The 21,463-nt window shown below is 48.1% G+C and carries 24 protein-coding genes; 14 read left to right on the forward strand and 10 right to left on the reverse strand.

What is annotated here, in order from left to right:
• Positions 1-257 precede the first annotated feature (257 nt).
• The 5 genes from BN4_RS11060 to queA are packed head-to-tail and all read right to left on the reverse strand — an operon-like array spanning position 258 to position 4,001.
• The gene (locus BN4_RS11060) at positions 258-800 is read right to left on the reverse strand and encodes a 2-oxoacid:acceptor oxidoreductase family protein (protein WP_015415481.1); all 543 of its coding nucleotides are present in this window, start codon (positions 798-800) and stop codon (positions 258-260) included.
• Positions 800-1,570: a thiamine pyrophosphate-dependent enzyme gene (locus BN4_RS11065; RefSeq protein WP_015415482.1), complete on the reverse strand. Its 771-nt coding sequence runs from the start codon at positions 1,568-1,570 to the stop codon at positions 800-802. The genes BN4_RS11060 and BN4_RS11065 overlap by 1 nt, the downstream gene beginning before the upstream one ends.
• Positions 1,571-2,641: a 3-methyl-2-oxobutanoate dehydrogenase subunit VorB gene (locus BN4_RS11070; protein WP_015415483.1), complete on the reverse strand. Its 1,071-nt coding sequence runs from the start codon at positions 2,639-2,641 to the stop codon at positions 1,571-1,573.
• 1 nt (position 2,642) lies between these two features.
• Complete coding sequence (locus BN4_RS11075; RefSeq protein WP_015415484.1) at positions 2,643-2,876, reverse strand: indolepyruvate ferredoxin oxidoreductase subunit alpha; 234 nt, start codon at positions 2,874-2,876, stop codon at positions 2,643-2,645.
• A 42-nt stretch (positions 2,877-2,918) separates the two neighbouring features.
• Positions 2,919-4,001: a tRNA preQ1(34) S-adenosylmethionine ribosyltransferase-isomerase QueA gene (gene queA, locus BN4_RS11080; protein WP_041720312.1), complete on the reverse strand. Its 1,083-nt coding sequence runs from the start codon at positions 3,999-4,001 to the stop codon at positions 2,919-2,921.
• Between the two features lie 157 nt (positions 4,002-4,158).
• On the opposite strand from queA, the gene BN4_RS11085 reads away from it, so the two are divergent.
• The 3 genes from BN4_RS11085 to coaBC all read left to right on the forward strand — a co-directional run bounded on the left by BN4_RS11085 (position 4,159) and on the right by coaBC (position 6,613).
• Entirely contained in the window at positions 4,159-4,839 is a 681-nt protein-coding gene (locus BN4_RS11085; protein WP_015415486.1) for a hypothetical protein, read from the forward strand.
• 73 nt (positions 4,840-4,912) lie between these two features.
• Positions 4,913-5,383 (forward strand): hypothetical protein, encoded by a 471-nt coding sequence (locus BN4_RS11090; protein ID WP_231856532.1) that lies wholly within the window; start codon positions 4,913-4,915, stop codon positions 5,381-5,383.
• 3 nt (positions 5,384-5,386) lie between these two features.
• Positions 5,387-6,613, forward strand: a complete 1,227-nt coding sequence (gene coaBC / locus BN4_RS11095; protein WP_015415488.1) for a bifunctional phosphopantothenoylcysteine decarboxylase/phosphopantothenate--cysteine ligase CoaBC — start codon at positions 5,387-5,389, stop codon at positions 6,611-6,613.
• A 105-nt stretch (positions 6,614-6,718) separates the two neighbouring features.
• Here coaBC and BN4_RS11100 read toward each other — a convergent pair whose 3' ends face one another.
• Entirely contained in the window at positions 6,719-6,856 is a 138-nt protein-coding gene (locus BN4_RS11100) for a hypothetical protein (protein WP_157871356.1), read from the reverse strand.
• A 71-nt stretch (positions 6,857-6,927) separates the two neighbouring features.
• Here BN4_RS11100 and BN4_RS11105 point away from each other — a divergent pair, with 71 nt between their 5' ends.
• The 5 genes from BN4_RS11105 to BN4_RS11125 all read left to right on the forward strand — a co-directional run bounded on the left by BN4_RS11105 (position 6,928) and on the right by BN4_RS11125 (position 11,557).
• Positions 6,928-7,347: a hypothetical protein gene (locus tag BN4_RS11105; protein WP_041720314.1), complete on the forward strand. Its 420-nt coding sequence runs from the start codon at positions 6,928-6,930 to the stop codon at positions 7,345-7,347.
• A gap of 66 nt (positions 7,348-7,413) precedes the next feature.
• Positions 7,414-8,718, forward strand: a complete 1,305-nt coding sequence (locus BN4_RS11110) for an NfeD family protein (RefSeq protein WP_015415491.1) — start codon at positions 7,414-7,416, stop codon at positions 8,716-8,718.
• Between the two features lie 36 nt (positions 8,719-8,754).
• On the forward strand, positions 8,755-9,519 hold the full coding sequence (locus BN4_RS11115; protein ID WP_015415492.1) for a slipin family protein: 765 nt from the start codon (positions 8,755-8,757) through the stop codon (positions 9,517-9,519).
• A 9-nt stretch (positions 9,520-9,528) separates the two neighbouring features.
• Positions 9,529-10,536, forward strand: a complete 1,008-nt coding sequence (locus BN4_RS11120; RefSeq protein WP_041720983.1) for an NAD-dependent epimerase — start codon at positions 9,529-9,531, stop codon at positions 10,534-10,536.
• Between the two features lie 247 nt (positions 10,537-10,783).
• Positions 10,784-11,557: a ParA family protein gene (locus BN4_RS11125; RefSeq protein ID WP_015415494.1), complete on the forward strand. Its 774-nt coding sequence runs from the start codon at positions 10,784-10,786 to the stop codon at positions 11,555-11,557.
• 70 nt (positions 11,558-11,627) lie between these two features.
• On the opposite strand, the gene BN4_RS11130 is transcribed toward BN4_RS11125, so the two are convergent.
• Positions 11,628-12,053 carry a hypothetical protein gene (locus BN4_RS11130; protein WP_015415495.1) on the reverse strand — a complete coding sequence of 142 codons (426 nt, stop codon included), beginning with the start codon at positions 12,051-12,053 and terminating at the stop codon, positions 11,628-11,630.
• A 93-nt stretch (positions 12,054-12,146) separates the two neighbouring features.
• Here BN4_RS11130 and BN4_RS11135 point away from each other — a divergent pair, with 93 nt between their 5' ends.
• From BN4_RS11135 to BN4_RS11145, 3 genes are all read left to right on the forward strand, one after another.
• Positions 12,147-13,067: a ParB/RepB/Spo0J family partition protein gene (locus BN4_RS11135; protein ID WP_015415496.1), complete on the forward strand. Its 921-nt coding sequence runs from the start codon at positions 12,147-12,149 to the stop codon at positions 13,065-13,067.
• 143 nt (positions 13,068-13,210) lie between these two features.
• Positions 13,211-14,224, forward strand: a complete 1,014-nt coding sequence (gene rfaE1, locus BN4_RS11140; RefSeq protein WP_015415497.1) for a D-glycero-beta-D-manno-heptose-7-phosphate kinase — start codon at positions 13,211-13,213, stop codon at positions 14,222-14,224.
• A 94-nt stretch (positions 14,225-14,318) separates the two neighbouring features.
• On the forward strand, positions 14,319-15,641 hold the full coding sequence (locus BN4_RS11145; protein WP_015415498.1) for an ATP-dependent 6-phosphofructokinase: 1,323 nt from the start codon (positions 14,319-14,321) through the stop codon (positions 15,639-15,641).
• A gap of 57 nt (positions 15,642-15,698) precedes the next feature.
• Here the strand turns inward: BN4_RS11145 and BN4_RS11150 are convergent, their stop codons facing one another.
• From BN4_RS11150 to BN4_RS17230, 3 genes are all read right to left on the reverse strand, one after another.
• Positions 15,699-16,103 (reverse strand): hypothetical protein, encoded by a 405-nt coding sequence (locus BN4_RS11150; RefSeq protein WP_015415499.1) that lies wholly within the window; start codon positions 16,101-16,103, stop codon positions 15,699-15,701.
• An 11-nt stretch (positions 16,104-16,114) separates the two neighbouring features.
• Positions 16,115-16,405: a helix-turn-helix domain-containing protein gene (locus BN4_RS11155; RefSeq protein ID WP_322785950.1), complete on the reverse strand. Its 291-nt coding sequence runs from the start codon at positions 16,403-16,405 to the stop codon at positions 16,115-16,117.
• Between the two features lie 404 nt (positions 16,406-16,809).
• A complete protein-coding gene (locus BN4_RS17230) occupies positions 16,810-17,268 on the reverse strand; it encodes a MarR family winged helix-turn-helix transcriptional regulator (protein WP_015415500.1) in 459 nt (152 codons plus the stop codon).
• 111 nt (positions 17,269-17,379) lie between these two features.
• Here BN4_RS17230 and BN4_RS11165 point away from each other — a divergent pair, with 111 nt between their 5' ends.
• From BN4_RS11165 to BN4_RS11175, 3 genes are all read left to right on the forward strand, one after another.
• Positions 17,380-18,324, forward strand: a complete 945-nt coding sequence (locus tag BN4_RS11165; protein WP_015415501.1) for a ChbG/HpnK family deacetylase — start codon at positions 17,380-17,382, stop codon at positions 18,322-18,324.
• 959 nt (positions 18,325-19,283) lie between these two features.
• Positions 19,284-19,955, forward strand: coding sequence for a DUF3431 domain-containing protein (locus BN4_RS11170; protein WP_015415502.1), 672 nt, complete (start codon positions 19,284-19,286; stop codon positions 19,953-19,955).
• Positions 19,956-20,011: 56 nt separating this feature from the next.
• Positions 20,012-21,235, forward strand: a complete 1,224-nt coding sequence (locus BN4_RS11175; protein WP_015415503.1) for an ABC transporter permease — start codon at positions 20,012-20,014, stop codon at positions 21,233-21,235.
• The last annotated feature ends 228 nt before the right edge of the window (positions 21,236-21,463 follow it).

The following is a 21,463-nucleotide window of genomic DNA, read 5'->3' on the forward strand; positions in this document are numbered from 1 at the left end:
GCAAATTCTTTCATCGTACGGGAGTGATATTCGTCTACACATGTGAATGAATATTAATATTGAGTCACCAATGAACTTTTGGTGTGTCAGTGAAAACTGACAGAAATACATGGGGTTGAATTAACTCTCTATGTAAGAGGCTTTTTCAAACGAATATGGGGAAGTCATCTTTTGGAAATACGCAAAATGGTGTCTCGACGAAAAGGCCCTGCCGGAATTATCCGGCAGGGCCTTTTACAAGTGTAGGGTTGTCTTGATCAGCTGATTACTTTGGCACCGGCCAGAATTGCTTCTGTGTTGGCGGGAATGAGTTTGTGGTAGCGTTCGGATATCACGTTTTTCAGGGAGTCGATAACTGCCTGAACCGGGAGAATCCGCGTTGCTGCCACATAGGCGCCTATAGCGACCATGTTGGCCATGCGGGTATTACCAAGTTGGTCTGCTATTTCATTGCAGGGGACCGCGTGGCAATCAAGTCGGTCCTGATCAGCCAATTCCATGTCGATCAGTGAGGAATTGATGATATGGACACCGCCGTCAGCAACACGGGGTTGGAATTTATCCAGTGAAGGGCGGTTCATGGCAATGAGTGATTTCGGGCTGTGGATGATTGGGGAGCCGATATCCTCGTCAGAGAGGACGACAGTGCAGTTGGCTGTTCCGCCGCGCATCTCAGGACCATAGACGGGAATATAGGTAACATTCAGCCCCTCTTTCATACCGGCGTATGCAAGCAGATTGCCGATGAGCATTACGCCCTGGCCGCCGAATCCGGCGATGATGGTGTCGATATAGCGCATTAGCACACACCTCCTTCCTCGGAGACATCCTTGTATATACCAAGAGGAAAGTAGGGGATCATTTCATTCTGGATTCGTTCATTTGCCTGAAGTGGCGTCATCTTCCAGTTCGTGGAGCAGCCGGACAAGAGTTCAACAAACCCAAACCCGGTGTTGTTCAACTGGAATTCAAAGGCTTTTTTCAGGTATTTTTTGGATTGGCGAATATTTTTCACACAATCCAGTGAACCACGCGCGGCAAAGGCCACACCGCCCAAAGATGCGATTATTTCGGTCATGCGGATGGGGGCACCTTCATGCGTAGTGCAACGTCCCGCCGGAGTTGTCGTGGTTTTTTGTCCGATCAGGGTCGTGGGAGCCATCTGGCCGCCTGTCATGCCATAGACTGTGTTGTTCACAAAGATGACGGACATCTTTTCACCGCGATTGGCAGCGTGCATGATTTCAGCCATGCCGATGGATGCAAGATCACCATCACCTTGATAGGTGAAGACAAAATGATCGGGACGGGCGCGTTTGACGCCGGTTGCTACAGCCGGAGCGCGCCCGTGGGGTGCCTCCACTGCATCGGCGTTCAGGTAATTATACAAAAAGACGGAACAACCGATGGACGTGGTCATCAGTGTTTTTCCTGCCAGATCGAGTTCATCCATGAGTTCGCCGATTAGCCTGTGGGCAATGCCATGATGGCAACCGGGGCAGTAGTGAGTGGGGCGGTCAATGACGGATTCCGGTTTGTCAAAGACGAGCTTTTCATTCATGTCAGACATTTATTTCCCCTCCAGGCATGTGAGGATCGGTGCCTCGAGTTCTTCCGGGGTGGGCAGGTTGCCGGGATAGATGGGGTAGAAGTCGGAGTCGGCAACCGTGCGAATGGCAAGGCGAACATCATCAACCATCTGACCCAGATTGTGTTCAATTGTCAGGAAACGTTTTCCCTGTTTAGCCAGTGTGAGTAAATCGGCTGACGGGAAGGGATACAGGGTGATGGGTCTGAAGAGACCGACCTTTTTCCCTTCCTTGCGGAATTTACGGACAGCGGTTTTGGCAATGCGTCCGATGGAACCGTATGCGCAGATGACAATATCGGCGTCCTCGGTTTCGAACTGTTCGGCTTCAGCCAACTCTGTCCATGAATCATATTTTGCCTGGAGATGGCGATTCTGTTCCGCCAGTTCTCCTTCGGCAAGGAACAGGGATTTGATGAGGCGTTTTTCACGCTGTCCCTTGTGGCCGTCAAGAGCCCACTCTCGTCCGGCTTCCTCGTCCACACCCTCGGGCGTCCAGGGGATGATGGGTTCTTTCATCTGGCCAAGGATGGCATCTGCCAGCAACAGGACCGGGGTCCGATGCTCGTAGGCAATATCAAAGGCCCGAATGGTGAGGTCATATGCTTCTTGAACATTGCCGGGAGCAAGGGTGAAGTGGCGGTAATCGCCATGTCCGCCGCCTCGTGTGGATTGGTAATAATCTCCCTGAGCAGGACCTATGTCACCGAGACCAGGACCACCACGATTGACGTTGATGATCACGGCCGGGACTTCTGAACCAGCCATGTAGGAGATGGCTTCCTGCTTCAGGGACATGCCCGGACTGGAAGATGATGTCATTGCGCGGATGCCTGCGGCTCCGGCTCCCAACAGCATGTTGGCAGCGGCGACTTCTGATTCAGCCTGAACAAAGTCACCGCCGGCCTTGATCATCTCGGACGACATGAACTCCGGGATATCATTTTGCGGTGTGATGGGGTAACCGAAAAAACATTTGCATTTGGCAGCCAGGGCACCACGTGCAATGGCCTCGTTGCCTTTGACGAAAAGACGTTCGGGGTGTTTGCTCATTTTATTTTCCCCCTTTTTTCTTGGGGGTTTTGTAGACTTTGATCGCCACATCGGGACAGATCATTGCGCAGGAGGCGCACCCGATACATTTGTCCGCATCAGCCTCGGGAACTTCGGCGACCTTGTAGCCGCTGACGTTGAACCGATCCGACTGGACAATGATGTCCACAGGGCAGACCGTGGTACAGAGGAGGCATCCTTTGCACCTGTCTTCCTGGACTTCGATTCGAGACATTCACATACTCCAGTGTTGATAATGAAAAGAGAGAGACCTTGTTTATCGTATGAGCATCGCGTCACCATAACTGAAGAAGCGGAAGTTATTCTCCAGGGCGCATGCGTATGCGGAGAAAATCGTTTTTCTTCCAGCAAGAGCCGAGATCATAATGATCAGGGACGATTCTGGCAAATGGAAGTTCGTCAAAATTCCATCAATCACCTGAAATTGATAGCCTGGAGCGATGAAAATATCGGTTTCACCTCGAAATTCCGTTATTTCGCCACATTCCTGAAACATTCCTTCCAACGTTCGCGCGCTGGTGGTTCCGATGGAAATGACAGGCCGTCCTTCCTTTTTGGCCTGGCGTATGGCGAGGGCGGTTTTTTTAGGGACTTCAATATATTCCGAGTGCATTGTGTGGTCGCGGATATCTTCGCATCGAACAGGGCTGAATGTTCCATACCCAACATAGAGGGTGACTTCAGCCCAGCCAAATCCCTTGTCCATGAGAGTTTGGCGAATTTTTGGCGTAAAATGCAACCCGGCAGTCGGTGCGGCAACAGACCCTGTTTTGGTTTGGTCTGAATACGTAGTCTGGTAGCGTTCCTTGTCTGCTTCGGTATCCGGGCGTTTGATATAGGGAGGAAGTGGCAGGTGACCCATTTCCTTAAAGAGAGTGGTCAAGTCACCTTTCCACCGTAACTCTGCCTGCCATCGACCAAATGGGCCGGGTGTCTCGGTGATGAGGTGAAAATTCTCACTGAATGTTACTTGTGTGTGCGGTTTAGGAGTCTTGGAGGCCCGGAGCAAACCCTCCACAGTCGCGGTCTGCCATCCGTTTTCCTCTTTTGGTGTTATGAGAGGCAGGGGAGTCAGGAGGAGGAATTCGACCTGGCCACCTGTGGGTTTGTTCCCGAATATCCGAGCGGGAATGACACGGGAATTATTGGCTACCAGGAGTGCGCCTTCAGGCAGATATTGAGCGATGTCGACAAAATTCGCCGGGGTCAGGGTGCCGTCTTTTTTGTCCAGGACCAGCAAACGTGAACCATCCCGCTGCTGCGATGGTTCCTGAGCTATACGGTCTTCCGGCAGGTCATATGAGTAGCTTTGGAGCTGAAAATCAGGTGGTATTTCCATAAATAGGTATCTTTTGTTTGGTATGTTGTGTGTCATACAATACCTTGCAAGGCAAAGGTATATTTTTCTTCATTAGTAAAAACAGTATGTTATATATATTGATTCTCTAAAGCAGGATTAGGCTTGATATTGGCCGAAATCATGGTATTTCATAGACATGAATTGGCTTTCCGTGGCTGAGATAGCCAAACTTACCCGAATCCCTGCACCGACTGCCCGTCGGTATGCTTCTCTATTTAAGGATTTTCTTGGCGGCAAGAAATTAGGACGCGTCACGAAATATCCTGATGACTGCGTGACTATTTTTGAAAAGATATCCCGCATGTATGGTGAGGGACGAGTCACTGCCGAGATAGAGGATGCACTGCGGAGCGAATTTCCACGGACTATTGATGTCGGTCAAGCTGCCAGTCAGGCTCCTGTTCAGTCCAGTGTCGTCTATAACGAGATCACGGATGCTTTTTCCGGTGTGATTGGCAAAGTTGCTTCGTGTATGGAAGTCATCGCCAATCAAAAGACGATTATTGACAAACAGCAAGATGATATCCAGAAACTCAAGACAGCTTTTGTCCTTCTGGCAAGAAGCCAGAAGAAAATGAAGGAACTGCCGACCGGAAATGAGATAAATCTCGACGAGATTATGGAGCAGACCAAAGCCCTTGAGCAGAAAGATGCTGAAATCGAAGAAATCTCTCTCAAGCTGACTTTTGACACTTCTGATATCAAGGCGAAATTGCAGATTTTGGAATCCGAGTTGGTCCGCTTGCGCAAGGATCGACGCGAAATGGAAAAGTACCTTCAGGAAAAAATAGAGCGGCTCAGGGGAGCAGCTTCTTAGACTTTTCATTCTGGTTCGCTCCTGATAAGCAAACCATGAATTCAGAGAAACCGCGAGAACGTTATCGGAGGATATGATGCAATTATTCGGCAAATTTTTTCTGGCACTTCTGTTGATTGGCCTGTGTGCTGCCTGTACTACCACCGGGACCACTGCGGGTAGCACCGATGCTTCAGCCGGTGCGCACGAAGCCCAGTATGAAGAGCCTGATTATTATTATGACTTTGATGATATTTTGATTCCAAAGGAAATTTCCTATGTACAGGAAGATTCCTACAAGCTTGATAATACGAAATTTCGAGCTGCAATCATGAAGTTCAAAGGGCGTGTCGAGGTTCTTGAGTTGGTGCAGTATTTTCTCAACAACATGGCGAAAGACAACTGGACCCTGATTTCCAATAATAAAGCCGGAAAGTTGTCAGTCATGAATTTTGAAAAGTTCAACAAAAGCTGCGTTATCCAGGTTGATGACAGTTTCGGTTCCGCCACGACGACCATCATCGCGGTGGAGGTCAAGGACGCCGGAGTAGAGAAGAGCAAATAACCAATGCAGACGCATTACGGCTTTGCCGGTTTCATGGGCAAGCGTGTTCATCTCGGAGTGACGGGGTCTATCGCTGCGTTCAAGGCTTTGGATATTTTGCGTGCTTGTCGATCAGCGGACTGTATTGTTTCAGCAACTCTGACTGAATCGGCGGCGCGTTTTATCCAGCCACTCAGTTTTGAGGCCTTGGGTGCTTCTCCCGTGTACACGGAAATGTTCGCGCCGGAGACGAGTGGTGAGACTGCCTTTGATCACCTGGAGCCAGGGCAGGTGGCTGATGTCATGGTCATTGCTCCGGCTTCTGCCAATACCATTGCGAAACTGTCCATCGGCCTTGCTGATGAGATGCTTGCCTGTCAGGCGCTCGCATTTGCCGGACCCAAGATCGTCGCCCCGGCCATGAATCCTCGCATGTGGAAAAATCCCGTGACCCAGCGCAATTGGCAGGCTCTAAAGGATTTTGGCTTTATTTGTATAGAACCGGATTCCGGGAATGTCGCTTGTGGGGATATTGGAACCGGACGGCTCGCACCTGTCGAAGAGATTGTCACTGCGACGCTCAAAGCTCTCAGTCCGCAAGACCTTGCCGGGAAAAAAGTTCTCATTACTCTTGGGCCGACTCGTGAATCCTGGGATGCAGTTCGTTTTTGGTCGAATCCTTCCAGTGGCACCATGGGCGCATGTATGGCCATGGCTGCGCATTTGCGCGGAGCGGAGGTGACTGTCGTTGCCGGTCCGACTGCTCTGGATTTTCCATCGGATATTTCCGTTGTTCCTGTGAATACCGCACTTGAGATGTACCAGGCTGCCACTGACCTGTGGCCTGATATGGATATAGGCTGTGCCACTGCTGCGGTAGCAGATTTCAGGCCTGTGTCTTTTGGCGAGGGGAAATTCAAGAAATCCGATTCCCGAGATTCAGGGTTGACCGTGGAATTTCAACCTAATCCCGATATTCTCCAATCCCTTGGGGCACACAAGAATTCTTCGCAGAAGTTGATAGGCTTTGCGGCAGAAACAGCAGACATCGCACAGGAAGCCGAGCGGAAATTACAATCGAAAAATCTGGATTTGATTGCTGCTAATGACATTTCGAAAGAAGGGAGCGGATTTGCCGTTCGTACCAATCAGATGTATGTTCTTGACTCACAGGGGCGACGCGAGATGTGGCCTCAATTGAGCAAAACTGAAGTGGCTTGGCGATTATGGGATCACCTTCTTCTCGATTAAAGACAGCTGAACAGTTTCGACCCTGGGTTGACTCTGGTCTCAAGTATGTACTCGCTCCTCAGGATGCTGTGCAAACAGCAGGGGCTTCTTTCCATACAGCGGGCATTAAGACACATGGACAACAGGACAGCTCGGTTCGTCATAGTGCAGCTGTGAAGCCAAACGTGTCTCAAAGCGGCCAAGAGAGCTCTTCCCCTTTTCAAGCCGGTACCCCTGCGAGCCAGGCTTCTTCTCAGCAGTCATCTTTTCCTCCCACTCCCCCTCAGCAGCCCCAACGTAACACCGTGCAATTCCCAAAACCATGGGATCGCTTTTTGTCTCTCGTCAAGGCTCCTGAGCCGAAAGTGGTCTGCACCTACCTGGAGCTTGGGCTTGACCTTGACGGTCACTCAGATCCACGACGGAGTAAGGTCCTCAAAAACACTTTGGGCACCCATCTGAAATGGCCACCCGGTACAGCCGCTTTCTGGCCATGCGCAGCATTGGTCAATGGAGCCTTGCAGCCAAATCCGACACTGTTCTGGAAAGGGTGGGAAATATGGAAGACTCCGTATGTCGCCTGTTTCGGAACTGAGGCCTTGCAGATCCTGTACCCACAGGCAGCAGCCGGGCAGACTGTCATTCATCTAGAGCATGTGACACTTCTTGTGGTCCCTCCACTTTCCGAACTCGTGGGGATGCTTCCTCATGATCAGCAGATTTCAACCGAGTTGCTCGCACAAGTCCGTACTTGATGCTATATTGTGACTGACTTGGGTGTCTGATATTCGGGAACGCGAGAACAGTAAGGAGAAGTTGAGATGAAAGCATGGTCTGTGGCGATGTTTTTTGTTGTCTCTTTAGTTTTTTTTGCTGTCCCTGCTTCGGCGCATGAATCCATCTTTCGTGTGTTACAGGTTCGCCTGAACGGCGCCATCAGTCCGGCTCAGGACGATCTACTCTCAGATTCCCTGCGGTATGCAAATGACTTGGGCTACGATCTTGTTCTTTTGGTTCTCGATACACCTGGCGGGCTGGGAGATTCGATGCGGTCAATGGTTCAGACAATGCTCAATGCACCGCTTCCTGTAGCGGTTTGGGTTGGACCTTCAGGTGCGCATGCAGCGTCTGCCGGTGTTTTTTTGGTGGCAGCTTCCAGTGTGGCTGCAATGGCACCGCAGACAACTCTTGGTGCTGCTTCACCTGTGGGATTGGGCGGTGGGGATATTCCGGGTACCATGGCAAAAAAGATTCAGCAGGATTTTACAAGTCTTGTTCAAAGTGTGGCCCGTGCCCATGGAAGAAACAGTGAATGGTATGGTCGCTCTGTTACCGAGAGTGCCAGCATTTCCGCTGCGGATGCTTTGCATTTGAAAGTTGTGGAATTTATCGCACCTACTGTGGAAACCTTTTTGGACCAGCTCGGTCAGCATGGTCTTTCCTTCAAAGGAAGTGTTCGTCATTTTTCGGCAGAGATTATCTCTGTCAAAGAGTATGATCCAGGCTTTCGATATCGGTTCCTTTCGTGGTTGTTACATCCACAGATTGCTTATTTACTTCTCATGGCCGGGATCTTGGGTCTGTTTATCGAACTGACACACCCTGGAACTTTTCTGCCTGGTGTCGTGGGAGGGATATCTCTTGTCCTTGCCTTGTATGCAATGTCTGTTTTGCCGACCAATATCGCCGGACTTTTACTGATTGGGTTTTCCCTGGTGCTTTTTCTTCTCGAGATCAAAGTGGTCAGTTATGGGATGTTGACTCTTGCCGGACTTGTTTCCATGGTCATCGGATCACTGATTCTCTTTCGAGATGAATACGGAACCATTCAAATTCCACTTTCCTCTATCATTTGGGCAGTGCTCAGTGTGGTTCTGGTCTTTGGGAGTGTTACCTTTCTCGTGCTGCGTTCAAAACGTCAGCAAGGGGCTCTTGGCGAGACCGGTATGGTTGGATTGACTGGGAAAGTCATAGAGTGGGGTGATGGAAAAGGGAAAATTTTGGTGAGAGGTGAAATTTGGGCCGTTAAGGGGGTAATAGGAGCTTTTAGTCCCTCTGTGGGGGCATATGTCAGAATTGAGTCTATAAACGGTTTAACGCTTAAAATTGGGCCTATCAACCGCTAGCCCTTGTGGTGCAAGGGTTTCTAGAGAGGATGTATTATGTATATTCCACAAACGATCATTGTTGTCCTGATTATTGCTTTTCTGGTCTCATCTCTTCGGGTCTTGAATGAATATGAAAGGGGAGTTGTCTTTCGACTCGGCCGTTGTATTGGTTTCAAAGGGCCGGGGTTGATAATTCTGCTGCCGGTTCTTGATAAGATGGTCAAGGTCTCACTTCGTATCTTGACCCTTGATGTCCCGAATCAGGATGTGATCACGCGGGACAATGTCAGTGTGAAGGTGAATGCCGTTGTTTATTTTCGAGTGCTCGATCCCGTTAAATCAATTCTCGAAATAGAGGATTATATGTTCGGGACTTCACAACTTGCGCAAACCACCTTGCGTAGCGTATGTGGTGGCGTCGAGCTTGATGATTTATTGTCCCAAAGGGAGAAGATCAACAACGAGATTCAAACTATTCTTGATGAACATACTGATCCTTGGGGCATTAAGGTAACCACGGTCGAACTCAAATATATCGATCTTCCCCAGGAGATGCAGCGTGCCATGGCCAAACAGGCCGAGGCTGAAAGAGAACGTCGCGCCAAGATTATCGGCGCAGAAGGTGAGTTCCAGGCATCGACCAAGTTGTCAGCCGCCGCCGAGATCATCGGCAAGCACCCTGCGGCTCTCCAACTGCGCTACTTGCAAACCATGAGAGAAATGGCTTCTGAAGGTCAGAGTGCGACGGTAATTCCCATCCCACTCGATATTATGAATGCCCTCATGCCCCTCAAGGGTACAACCAACAGCAAGGGATAAATGTTTCAGATGAAGATTCTTGTTACTGGTGCAGCCGGGTTTATCGGCTTTCACCTCTCAAAGCGGTTCACGGCAGCAGGGCATGAAGTCGTCGGTCTCGACAACTTGGACCCTTATTATGATATTAATTTGAAAAAAGCCCGTTTGGCGATCCTTGAAGAAAGTTCTTTGTTCAGACATGTGAACATCGATCTTCAGGATGATCAACCGATGAGCGATCTTTTCAAAGAAGAGAAGTTTACACATGTAGTTAATCTGGCTGCTCAGGCAGGGGTTCGCTACTCTATTGAGAATCCCAAGGCATACATCAATTCGAATATTGTCGGGTTTCTCAATGTGCTTGAAGGATGCAGACACAATGAGGTGAAGCATCTTGTGTATGCTTCCAGCAGCTCGGTATATGGTATGAACACAACCATGCCGCTGTCTCCTCATGAAGGTGTTGATCACCCCATGAGCCTCTACGCCGCGACCAAAAAGTCGAGCGAAATGATGGCTCACTCGTATAGCAACCTTTATGATCTTCCCACGACCGGACTGCGGTTTTTTACAGTCTACGGACCGTGGGGCAGGCCTGATATGGCGCTTTACCTTTTTACCAAGAACATAATCGAAGAAAAACCGATCAATGTCTTTAACTATGGGAAAATGCGTCGGGACTTTACCTATGTTGATGATATTGTCGAAGGTATTGTTCGTGTCACCGGGAATATTGCCACTCCCAATCCGGAGTGGAATGGAGTAACGCACGATCCCTGTACCAGCTCTGTTCCTTACCGTGTCTATAATATTGGTAACAACAGCGTTGTGGAGCTTTCCCGTTATATTGAGGTGATAGAAGAAGTTGTCGGGAAAAAAGCCATCTACAATTATATGCCAATGCAACCTGGGGATGTTCCGGCTACGGAAGCAGACGTAGAAGATCTTGTTCGCGACGTCGGTTTTAAGCCTGATACGACTGTCGAGGTTGGCATCAAAAACTTTGTGGACTGGTATCGGGATTATTACGGTAAATAGGTGATCATCTGCGATTGATCTGATTTTGATCACGAGATATTCATGGGGAACGGAGCATAAATTTGCTTCGTTCTCTTCTTTTTTTGCCCTTTTTTACGTATGTACCTTGCTATCAATTTCTTTTCAGCCTACGAACAGATGAACGCAATTGAAAATGTTTCACGTGAAACATTCTCATGAGAGTGGTGGATGTTTCACGTGAAACATTGTTGTGAACTTCATACTGATGTGAGCAAGTGAGGGTCCTGTGGCAAGAAGAATCGTAGTAGCAAATCAGAAGGGCGGCGTTGGAAAAACCACAACGTCTGTTAATCTGGCTGCGTCGTTGGCAGTGATGGAGAAAAAGGTGCTTCTGGTTGATTGTGATCCCCAGGGAAATGCTTCCAGCGGGTTGGGATTTTATCCGGGAGACAAACGAGAAAACATTTATACCGTTTTATTTGAACCAAAAAACATCAAAAAAGCCATCTATGAAACAGATATTCCGTTTCTCGATATCCTGCCGGGGACACAGGATCTTGTAGGGGCTGAGATAGAATTGGTAGATAAATTCGGGCGGGAATACTATATGCGTGATCTCGTGGAACACGCTGATGATGACTATGATTTTATTATTATCGATTGTCCGCCGTCCCTTGGGTTGTTGACAGTCAATGCGTTGTGTTCAGCGACGGAGTTATTGGTCCCTCTCCAGTGTGAGTATTACGCCCTGGAGGGTATTGCGCAGTTGCTCATGACCTACGAACTCGTTCGTAAAAGGTTGAACACAAATCTGGAAATGCTCGGAGTGGTTCTGACCATGTACGATTCAAGGAATCGACTTTCCTGGCAGGTGAAGCATGAAGTGCGCAAAGCATTTCCTCAGCACCTGTTTGAAACCATCATCCCAAGGAATGTTCGCCTTTCAGAAGCGCCGAGTTTTGGCAAACCAGTAATCAATTATGATATAAAGTCGAAGGGGGCAGAGGCATATTTGGCTCTGGCTCAAGAAGTGGTGACAAGCAGTACCGCGCAAAGTTGATTGCCTGTGCTCAGAATATGATCACCCCTGTTCTGAACAGAGGTGATCATGAAAATAATGGCCTTGAGTGTTAGTATCGGGCTTCTTTGCTCGAGTCTTTATCAGGTTGAAAAGGCGTGCATTCAACTTTGATCTCGTCCTTGAAATGTTTTTTCTGGATCTTTGAATGACAATTGGCACACCTGAAGGCGACAAGCCCGGCAAGGTTTGCTGAGGTGAGGTAGAATCGGCGGGGTTCATCTGCTGCCCAATCCAGAGTGTCGTTGCCGCAGTGTTCACAGTGAACATTGGTATCGACAGGATAGGAGAAGTCCCAATATTGCTTGAGAGTCTCCCAGTCGGAGAGAGGTTCCCTTGGGATATCTGATGTCGATTCTTCTTTGACACCAAGGGCGGAAAGGACCTCTTTTCTGACATGAGTCCAGGCTTCAGCAGTCAGAAGGGCACCTATCAGATTGCCGTCTTTGTCGAAAAGTTCATTAATGTGTTGTGACATACACGCTCCGTGGGTTTTACTCGTTCGGGGTTTTATAAGCACTTCCACCAGCTTGGGCAAGGGTGCATATCATGAGAAAGAGGAGTGAGGTTTATGGCAATGGGAAATAGAGGCCTTGGTCGTGGATTGGATGCGCTTTTGGGTGGTGTTCGTGAAGATGAGCAACAAACCTCGGATTCAGCTGAGGTTCGGTCCATTCCGCTTGAAGCTATTACACCGAACCCCTACCAGCCAAGGCGGGAGTTTTCGGATGATGGGTTGAATGATCTCTGTGCTTCAATCAAGACACGGGGCGTTCTTCAGCCGATTCTCATCCGTCCTCTTGGTAACGGGAAATACGAATTGGTTGCTGGAGAACGACGACTAAGGGCTTCTAAACTTGCTGGGTTGGCTGAAATTCCAACGCTTATTCGGGAAATGACAGACCAGGAAAGCCTTGCCATTGCTCTGATTGAAAATTTGCAGCGTGAAGATCTCAATTCAGTGGAAGAAGCGCTTGGCTATCAACAGTTGCAAAATCAGTTTGGTTTGAGCCAGGAAGAATTGGCCAGACAGGTCGGGAAAAGTCGATCTGCTGTAGCAAACTCATTACGACTGCTTAATTTGCCTGAGAAAGTGCAAAAGGGTATCCAGCAGGGGAGTGTTTCTGCTGGGCATGGACGGGCCTTGATGGGGATAAGTGATCCTGAAATGCTGGATGAACTACATAAGCGCATCGTCGAAAATGGCTTGACTGTTCGACAGGCAGAAGCCCAGGTCTCATTTTGGAAACAGAATGGCAGATTGCCTGGAGCAGAAGAGGTTGGACAGAGTCAGGGGGCACCAAAAGAAAGTAAAGCAAGTGCCAAGGTCATTGATCCGCAGTTGGTTACATTGCAGTCCGCTTTTGCGACTGCGCTTGGGACAAAAGTTAAAGTTTCCGGTTCAACGGGCAAAGGCAAGATTACATTGAGCTATGAAAGCGAAGAATCTTTGCGTTTACTGGCAAGCAAGCTTGGTGTCGAGGTAGAGTAAGACCAGGCGGTAGGTTTGGTCTCTTTCTGAGAAAATCATAAGCAGATCGTGAGACAAGACTGTTTTGCATGAGAATATTTTCCCGATCTCAGCTTAACAGACAGACGTGAAATATAAATCAGATAAAAGGTCGTTAGGTACATATGACTCTTGAAAAAATTCATTGCGCCATCGAAAGCCTGAAAGGGCACAAAGTCATGATCATTGGCGATCTCATGCTCGACCATTACATGATTGGTGGGGTCGATCGTATTTCTCCGGAAGCTCCTGTCCCTGTTGTGCGTGTGGAAAGTGAAACCTCGTTACTCGGAGGGGCTGGTAATGTCGCTCGAAATATAGCGTCCTTAGGCGGGGAAGCATTGCTCGTGGCGACAGTCGGACATGATGAAGCCGGGGATACGCTTGAAGAACTCTGCAATGAAGCACAATTGACTACAAAGCTCATTCGTGATCCATCAAGGCCAACTACGAAAAAAACAAGAATCATAGCGAGTAACCAGCAAGTTGTCCGCGTTGACCAGGAACTTGTCAGGCCACTACAGGATCGGGAATTCGAAGAACTCTTCAAATATCTGCAATCCATCATCAACGACTTTCCTGTCATTATTTTATCGGACTATGGGAAAGGCTTCATTTGTCGCGAGTTCATTGATCGGTTCATGGATATGATCAAGGAATGTGATCGGCGGCCTCTGGTTCTGGTAGATCCAAAAACCGTGAATTACGACCTCTACAAAAACGTTGATCTGCTGACACCCAACACCAAGGAAGCTGGTGAGGGTGCGGGCATTCTCGTGGCTGATCGTGAAACGGTCATTCGTGCTGGTGAGGCTCTTTTTGAAAGACTTGATTGCAAAAATCTGCTCATCACCATGGGCGGAGATGGAATGGCTTTGTTTGAAGGAACAGAATCTATTCGTCATATCCCGACCTTTGCACGAAAGGTTTTTGACGTGACAGGAGCAGGGGATACAGTGATAGCGACGATAGCTTTGGCTCTTTCCGCCGGTATGGATCTTTTGACAGCCTGTACTTTGGCAAATTACGCTGCCGGAGTGGTGGTCGGTCAGGTCGGGGCTGCGACAGCATCCTCATCTGATTTGAATGATGCCGTGGATGAACTGCCGGAACCAGATGTCTCGATCTGGAAAGAATGATGACCATTTGATGGTGAGCATACTACCCCATCTCCTGACAGTTGGCGTTCCACCTCATGATCATAGAATTATTGCCTGAAGATTCGGAGCAGCCATGGATATAAAGCAGAATACGATGCATTTTGATACAGAAATAATGTCACTTGGTCATGCCAAAATTCCGACTCCTGTCCGCTATTCGCGGTTCGTCGACGAGTCTCAACCGCAGACTTTGATCATGACTTCAGAGGAACTGACTGAACTTGATCACGAAACATGCATCATGGAATTCGAAAAGGCCGGTCCGAGAGAAAAGCTTTATTTTGACCCATCAAAAACCAAATGCGCCATTGTGACGTGTGGTGGGCTGTGCCCAGGGATTAATGATGTAATCAGGGCGATCGTCATCGAAGCCCATTATAACTATGGGATTCGAACTGTTCTGGGAATTCGTAATGGTTTGCGGGGCTTTATCCCGGAGTATGGCTATGATGTCATGGAGCTGACTCCACAAAGCGTTACCAATATACATCATTTTGGCGGGACAATTCTCGGGTCCTCACGCGGGGTACAAGATCCTGTCGCTATTGTAGACTCATTGGAACGACTCAACGTCAATATCCTCTTTACCATTGGTGGTGACGGGACTATGCGTGCAGCCAAGAAGATCGTGGAGGAGATTGACCGCAGGAAACGGAAAATAGCAGTCATCGGAGTCCCAAAAACAATCGACAATGATATCAATTTCATTACTCGGACATTTGGATTTGATACTGCTGTCGAAAAGGCGACAGAAGCGATTCAGTGTGCCCATGTTGAGGCAACGGGTGTTGATATGGGTATTGGCCTCGTGAAACTCATGGGCCGTGAAGCCGGATTCATTGCCGCCCAGGCAACCTTGGCCTTGCAGGAAGTCAATTTCTTGTTGGTCCCTGAGCAGCCTTTTAGTCTCGAAGGTGAAAACGGTTTACTCAAAGCCATGGAACGGCGACTTCATGAACGAAGACATGCTCTTATCGTTTGTGCGGAAGGGGCAGGGCAGGATCTCATGGCCGACAAAACCGAAAGGGATGAGTCTGGGAATCCGAAACTCGGCGATATTTGCGGGCTGCTCATTGAACGCATTGGCAGACATTTCTCAAAAAAACATATTGAAACGACCCTTAAATTCATTGATCCAAGCTATATAATACGGTCCGTACCAGCAAATGCCGGTGATAGAGTTTACTGCGGGTTCCTCGGGCAACAAGCTGTACATGCGGCCATGAGTGGCAAAACAGGGATGGTCGTCAGTCACCTCAAATCAAGCATGGTCCATTTACCATTGGACCTGGTGACATTGAAGCGGCGGTCGTTAAACACCAAATCCGACTACTGGAATACGGTTATGGAATCGACCGGACAGAAGAGCTATTTTTTTCCTATTGATGCCAGGTAGGGAATAAAAAAGGGAACCATTTGGTTCCCTTTTCTTTCATGTCGATGAAAAAGTTTGTTATTCATTCGCAGCAAGTCGGCGACGTACCTGTTCGTTGACTTGCCGACTGACACTTTCTTTCTCGGATTCCAGCGCAATGGCTAACAACTCGAAGAGATCATCATAAGAGAATTCCAGAGAGAGGCTGCCATTGGAAGCGATGCAACTTTCTTCCTGCTCTTCAATCTTGTAGGCGCGGCGTTCACGAGCATGACCGATTGCGGAAATGATCCCATATGCAAGCTTGCCGTTCTCTTCACGGTAGAGCTTCTCCATGGTTAGCATTCCCGACTTGTCGTCAAAATACATTTCTTCCCCGATGAGTTGTCCACTCACCGTCATATCTTCCCCGAAATCATTGGGCAGATTGACATTGAGGACGGGGTCTGTACCGTTGCCTCCGCCTACCATCTTTTTCGACATGTTTGCGCTCCTTATTCCAAAGGAAGTTTATATTGTTGTGGACCTGATTTTCCCGTGTCCCGAGAAACAGCATCCTGCCAACCTGAATTTATGAAGTCCAATAACGCTTGTTCTGGAACGCGCCATTGGCTGCCGATCTTTATGGCCCTAATACTCCCGCCAGTGATGAGCCTGTACGCAGTCCTTTGGTGGACCCGCAGCAGTTCAGCCACTTCGCGCACGGTTAATAACGTGGGGGGCGTAGAAATATCTTTTCTGTCCATAATTTCATAAGCAGTCTTACATTGATCAACCTTTGACATAAGCAGTCACTGATTGTCAACAAAGTACAACGTTGTCCTACAGAGTCTAGACATTTTCTATATGTGACATCTTACAAAACCATTACAAGAGGTTGTTGTTCGTTAGAGAATTGTATATCAGATTTTGCTCTGAAAAATAACGGTGAAAAGAGGCATTTTTTTATTTTTAAGAGTGAGAAAATCACTCAATGAGTCTAGGAAAAGTCAAAGGAATGTCTCAATGAAATGGGCAAAAAATAGTGGAAATAGGGGATCTGAGGCTTCTTAGTGCAGTGTGAAGGGAGGAAATCAAAAAAGGATGACAAAGGGAAAGAAGGAAGTATGAAAGAGTGAAAAAAATAAGTTCTGATATACAAGCTCTTAAGCGAGATACAAACCTTGAAGTTTCTTGAAGGACGTTAAAGTCAGGGATTTGTCAAGACCATGAAAGAGAAGAGAGGGTGTGGAAAGGGATGAGGGGGAACAGGGTCTTCTTCAATTACATCGCAGAGAATCATAACGAGTTCGGTCTGGTCGTGCTCCAAATGGGTGATTATTTGCTGCATGATTCTTTCGAAATAGCTTCGGTCATTGATCGAAAGCCCCTTATTGGCGGTTTTCATTAAATCAGAGAGGGCGTTTTCAACCTTGATTTGCAGGGTTTGTCCGGTTGATGTCAGCCTGATAAGGTGTTGCCGTTTATCATCGGGCTTCAAAGTCCGAAAGATCAAGCCACCTCTTTCCATTCTTTTCAGGGTATTGGAAAGGGTTGCCTGTTCCACCAAAATCTGCTCAGGCAATTCTTTTTGAGTGATGTTGTCGGTCAGCCAGAGTTGCCTCAGTATCGAGAGATAGCCTGGGTGGACATTGTACACCAGACGCATGGCCAAACTTTTTGTAAAAAGGCGCTGTAATTGCGAAAGTCGCAGAAAGAAAGGGTCGGTATTATCTGTATGAATACTATATTGAATGATGAAAGCGAATAGTGTTCATTCATGGAACGCTATGGAATGGGCGTGAGCCTGTCAGTATCAGAGCTGTGCCTTTACGTTGGTATTGGGACGCGATACCATGTTTCCATGAAAATTATAGTGAATGGTGATGATGCCGGGCTTCATCCAGCGGTGAATCGGGCTTTGAAAGCGTTAGTGGAAAGAAAAATAATGACCTCGGCATCTCTCACCGGAAATGGTGAAGCTGTTGAGGAAGCAGCAGAAATAAGGGATATAAGCCTCGGGGTACATCTTGATATCATACGGGGACGACCTGTTCATGATTGGCAGAAGATTCGTTCCCTTGTTGATGAAAACGGTGCTTTTCTGGGGAGTTCTACTGCTCTCTTTTCCCTGTATGCAGAAGGTCGACTTGAACATGAGCATGTGGAGCGGGAATGGAGATCGCAGATTGAAAGAATTCTCGCCCTTGGTGTGCAACCATCACATCTAACCAGTCATGACCATGTGCATGCATGGCCGACATTGACCCGAATGATTGGTGAGCTTGCCTGTGAATACGGTATAAAATGGGTTAGAAAGCCTGTGGAGTGTGCCGAGATATCACTGTTGGGCAAGCGGCAGGGCCAAACAAAATTCATGAATGTCTGCGGGATGTTTGACAGGGAGACAGATGGAGTGAACTGGACAGATGTCTTCTGGGAATTCCCGGAGGAGAGATTGAAAAACACACCGGCCGCTTTCGTTGCTTTTTTGAAAAAAGCTGGTGTTGGCAAAGGTGCGCCAGTGGTTGAAATAGGGTGTCGCCCTGGGAGTATCCAAGGGGGGGACCCCGTTATTCAGAAACAATATAAACCAATTCATATCGCTGCTGTCTGGCGGGAAACACTGGCCTCTTTCACTGAAAATAATTGGCTGGATACCTTTCAGTCACTTGGATTGACCTTGACAGGTTACGATTGCCTGGAAATGGAAAAAACAGAATAAAACAAAGATTTTTCCAGTGAAGGGGGATGGGATCGCGTAATTGAATTGCTCTCGACTCAGCTTGCTTCAGGGAAGGGTGGTAATCTGATGGGGACTGACCACAATTGCAACTAATATTTCGTAATAATTGAATTAAAGCATGATAATACAGTGATGTTGATCAGGAAGATTGAGAGCTGTTTGGTATAAAATTGAAAGAGGACTGGGTGTCTTTATGTTCAATTGTGATCAAGACGTTGGGTTTGAGTAAGCAAGGGGAATAGTGGACTCTTTCCTGGATGGAATTGAGGTGTTTTTTGATTCGCTTGGTCAATAAAAAGATGCTTCGAATGTCGGTTCAGCCAAATATTCTGCTTCCCAAAATCGATTCCACCTGTGCCGAGAAGGTTCTTTGATGTAAAAGGGGACAGGCGACTGGATCAGTGGTTTTACCCATGAGTTCTTTTTCAAGGGGCCGAGTGCTCAGGGTGACTATTTTGACTTGTGACAGTGAGACACTCAAAAGCAGGCGATGAAGTTGGGTATTGCTTCTTCCAAGGTATGCTATTCTTCCGTAAGTTTTTTTAGGAACCATATCAGGGAAATTTTTTTGTAAGATTTCGCTGAAAATGTTGTGGATAGTTGCCTATTGCTGCTTTGCCTTTTTTTGTACTGTGGCAGGGAGAGCTCAATAAAGGTGCGTCCAGATACTTTTTTAAGATCATTTCATGAATTAGAGTATTTGAATTTGTTGAGTATTTTGAGATAGTGGCAGCCTGAAAAAGCGGAGTTGTTGGGATCAGTGTTTCTGAGAAAACCTGTTTTGCTGATATTGGGTGAGTGTTATGGATAAGAATACCATTTCCTTCTTTACTCCAGAAAGAGGTTTTCTTTTTCTGCTGATTTTTCGAGTGCAAACACGAGGCAGGTTTGAGGGTTGCTGACAGTTGCAGATAATAGAGACAGGCAGAGGTATGAATATGAGTGATACTGTCCGAGTGATCATAGCCAGGTACCAAGAGGATATCAGTTGGGCTGATGAACTTGGATATGCTTACACTGTGTATGACAAAAGCGACACACCTATACAGGAATCCGTTTCTCTTGAAAACATTGGGCGTGAAAGCCATACCTATCTGGCGCATATTGTCAGGGAATATGACCGGCTAGCTCCGTTGAATGTCTTTGTGCAAGGGTGGCCGTTTGATCACATTGATGATCAGAAAAAAGGGTCGGTTGGTATGTTGCGGTCCATGATAGAAAGGTCTGTGGATCGCCATATTCCGTTCAAAGGGTTTGCCTGGTTCAAGCTGAAGTGTGATCGCCTTGGGCGTCCCCATAATTTGGGGAATCCAGAGAATGAAGGGCGATGGGCCGGATGGGGCAATGATATTCCACTCGGTGATATTTTCGAAAAATTGTTCGATGCCAAGTTTCCACGAAATCTGGTCGTTCGTGCTCCCGCCGGGCTGTTTGCCGTTACTGACGAGCGTATCAGGACGCGGCCTAAAGCCTTTTACGAATATGCATTGAGTCTGATTGAGGCTGATCCGACCGATAGAAAAAACACAGGGCATGCTTTTGAACGATTGTGGCAGCATATTTTCAATGGCAATACTGCCTGGAACAGGTCGAATTACGAGCACAGCTAATACTCGGCCGCTATGAGAATAGACCCAATGGCATCTGCTTTCCGGAGGATATCCGCATGTCACTTCCCCTGAATCTTCGTATTGCCGTCTCATCCCTGAAAGCCCATAAGTGGCGTGCTATTTTGGCGATGATGGGGGTGTTTCTCGGTGCCCTGGCTTTCACGGGGGTGCAACACGTCTCATCGATAATGGTTCGACAGGCCGAACTGGAGACCGAAAAACTCGGCCCGAATCTTTATGTGGTCATGGCCGGGACAATCCGCTTTCGCAGAAGCGGAAGTATCAGGGTGTCCGGTCATACCAGGACATTCACCATGGCCGATGCCAATGCGATCATCGGCGGAGTCCCTTCCGTGATGGAGGGTGCCCCCTATGTCTCCACCAATATGGAAATGCGTGGTGGCGGAAATGGGGTGACAGCCAAAATTATGGCCACCATGCCCAATTATCAGAATATCAGGAGTTTTTACCCGGCATACGGACGATTTTTCAATACGGCTGACGTCGAGAATCGGGCCAAGGTCTGTGTGCTCGGGCAAAAAATAGCGGAAAGATTGTTTGGCGATGCCCAGAGCGCCATTGGGCAGACTGTGTACCTTTACAGAGCCAGTTTCCGTGTTTTGGGAGTCATGGAGACGAAAGGGAGGGATATTTCCGGTGAAGACCAGGATGAATATGCCTTTTTGCCGGTCACGACATTTATGCGTCGAGCAAGCAATCAGAATTGGATCAGCGGTGTTTTTCTCCGTCTTTCGAAAGATGCCGGGCTTGATCAGGTGGCGGCTTCAGCCCGTGCCATCATGCGTGACAGGCATCGTATCTCACAGGGGGAGGAAGACGATTTCAGCTCCATGTCTCCCCAGGATGCCATCAAACTGCAACGACAGGCCCTTGATCTTATGGTCACACTCGGCGGCATCACGTCGACCATTTCCTTTGCCGTCGGTGGCATGGGCATTCTCTCCATCATGATTCTCGTGGTTCGCTCGCGCAGGGTAGAGATCGGTGTGCGCAGAGCTGTGGGGGGACGTCGTCGTGATATCATCGGACAGTTTCTTTTCGAATCGGGCCTGATGGCCTCTGTCGGAGGGGCTTTCGGTGTCATTATCACCATCATCCTCGTCATCGTGGGGTGTTCTCTTGCCGACCTGCCAGTCATTATTGAACCTGGGAGTCTGTTAGTAACCCTCCTTGGTTCCTGTCTCCTCGGCATCGCCGCCGGGGCATACCCCGCATGGCAAGCGGCCAATATTGAGATTCTTGATGTTTTGAAACATTAAAAGAGGTATCCTGAGTCTTCTTTGAAGATATATAGCTGGCTATCAGCTAAGTATATAGTCGGCTGTTTTGTTCTGTATTCTTTTGTATTTCAGGGTATTAAAATAATAGACCCAGAAATGAATATTCGCGTATGGCAAGAAGTAGGAAGGGAGTTATCAAGGATGAAGTTCTGCCAAGTTCTCTATTGTGCAGTTGAATGACATGAGGGTACACTTAAGGTGAGGGTT

Origin of the sequence: Pseudodesulfovibrio piezophilus C1TLV30 (genome assembly GCF_000341895.1) — a bacterium.
GTDB lineage: Bacteria > Desulfobacterota > Desulfovibrionia > Desulfovibrionales > Desulfovibrionaceae > Pseudodesulfovibrio > Pseudodesulfovibrio piezophilus.

Bases quoted from the DNA above. Each gene is read 5' to 3' on its own strand.
- BN4_RS11060 (WP_015415481.1), bottom strand. From the start codon at position 800: ATGCGCTATATCGACACCATCATCGCCGGATTCGGCGGCCAGGGCGTA.
- BN4_RS11065 (WP_015415482.1), bottom strand. From the start codon at position 1,570: ATGTCTGACATGAATGAAAAGCTCGTCTTTGACAAACCGGAATCCGTC.
- BN4_RS11070 (WP_015415483.1), bottom strand. From the start codon at position 2,641: ATGAGCAAACACCCCGAACGTCTTTTCGTCAAAGGCAACGAGGCCATT.
- BN4_RS11075 (WP_015415484.1), bottom strand. From the start codon at position 2,876: ATGTCTCGAATCGAAGTCCAGGAAGACAGGTGCAAAGGATGCCTCCTC.
- queA (WP_041720312.1), bottom strand. From the start codon at position 4,001: ATGGAAATACCACCTGATTTTCAGCTCCAAAGCTACTCATATGACCTG.
- BN4_RS11085 (WP_015415486.1), top strand. From the start codon at position 4,159: ATGAATTGGCTTTCCGTGGCTGAGATAGCCAAACTTACCCGAATCCCT.
- BN4_RS11090 (WP_231856532.1), top strand. From the start codon at position 4,913: ATGATGCAATTATTCGGCAAATTTTTTCTGGCACTTCTGTTGATTGGC.
- coaBC (WP_015415488.1), top strand. From the start codon at position 5,387: ATGCAGACGCATTACGGCTTTGCCGGTTTCATGGGCAAGCGTGTTCAT.
- BN4_RS11100 (WP_157871356.1), bottom strand. From the start codon at position 6,856: ATGACTGCTGAGAAGAAGCCTGGCTCGCAGGGGTACCGGCTTGAAAAG.
- BN4_RS11110 (WP_015415491.1), top strand. From the start codon at position 7,414: ATGAAAGCATGGTCTGTGGCGATGTTTTTTGTTGTCTCTTTAGTTTTT.
- BN4_RS11115 (WP_015415492.1), top strand. From the start codon at position 8,755: ATGTATATTCCACAAACGATCATTGTTGTCCTGATTATTGCTTTTCTG.
- BN4_RS11120 (WP_041720983.1), top strand. From the start codon at position 9,529: ATGAAGATTCTTGTTACTGGTGCAGCCGGGTTTATCGGCTTTCACCTC.
- BN4_RS11130 (WP_015415495.1), bottom strand. From the start codon at position 12,053: ATGTCACAACACATTAATGAACTTTTCGACAAAGACGGCAATCTGATA.
- BN4_RS11135 (WP_015415496.1), top strand. From the start codon at position 12,147: ATGGCAATGGGAAATAGAGGCCTTGGTCGTGGATTGGATGCGCTTTTG.
- rfaE1 (WP_015415497.1), top strand. From the start codon at position 13,211: ATGACTCTTGAAAAAATTCATTGCGCCATCGAAAGCCTGAAAGGGCAC.
- BN4_RS11145 (WP_015415498.1), top strand. From the start codon at position 14,319: ATGGATATAAAGCAGAATACGATGCATTTTGATACAGAAATAATGTCA.
- BN4_RS11150 (WP_015415499.1), bottom strand. From the start codon at position 16,103: ATGTCGAAAAAGATGGTAGGCGGAGGCAACGGTACAGACCCCGTCCTC.
- BN4_RS11155 (WP_322785950.1), bottom strand. From the start codon at position 16,405: ATGTCAAAGGTTGATCAATGTAAGACTGCTTATGAAATTATGGACAGA.
- BN4_RS17230 (WP_015415500.1), bottom strand. From the start codon at position 17,268: ATGCGTCTGGTGTACAATGTCCACCCAGGCTATCTCTCGATACTGAGG.
- BN4_RS11165 (WP_015415501.1), top strand. From the start codon at position 17,380: ATGGAACGCTATGGAATGGGCGTGAGCCTGTCAGTATCAGAGCTGTGC.
- BN4_RS11170 (WP_015415502.1), top strand. From the start codon at position 19,284: ATGAGTGATACTGTCCGAGTGATCATAGCCAGGTACCAAGAGGATATC.
- BN4_RS11175 (WP_015415503.1), top strand. From the start codon at position 20,012: ATGTCACTTCCCCTGAATCTTCGTATTGCCGTCTCATCCCTGAAAGCC.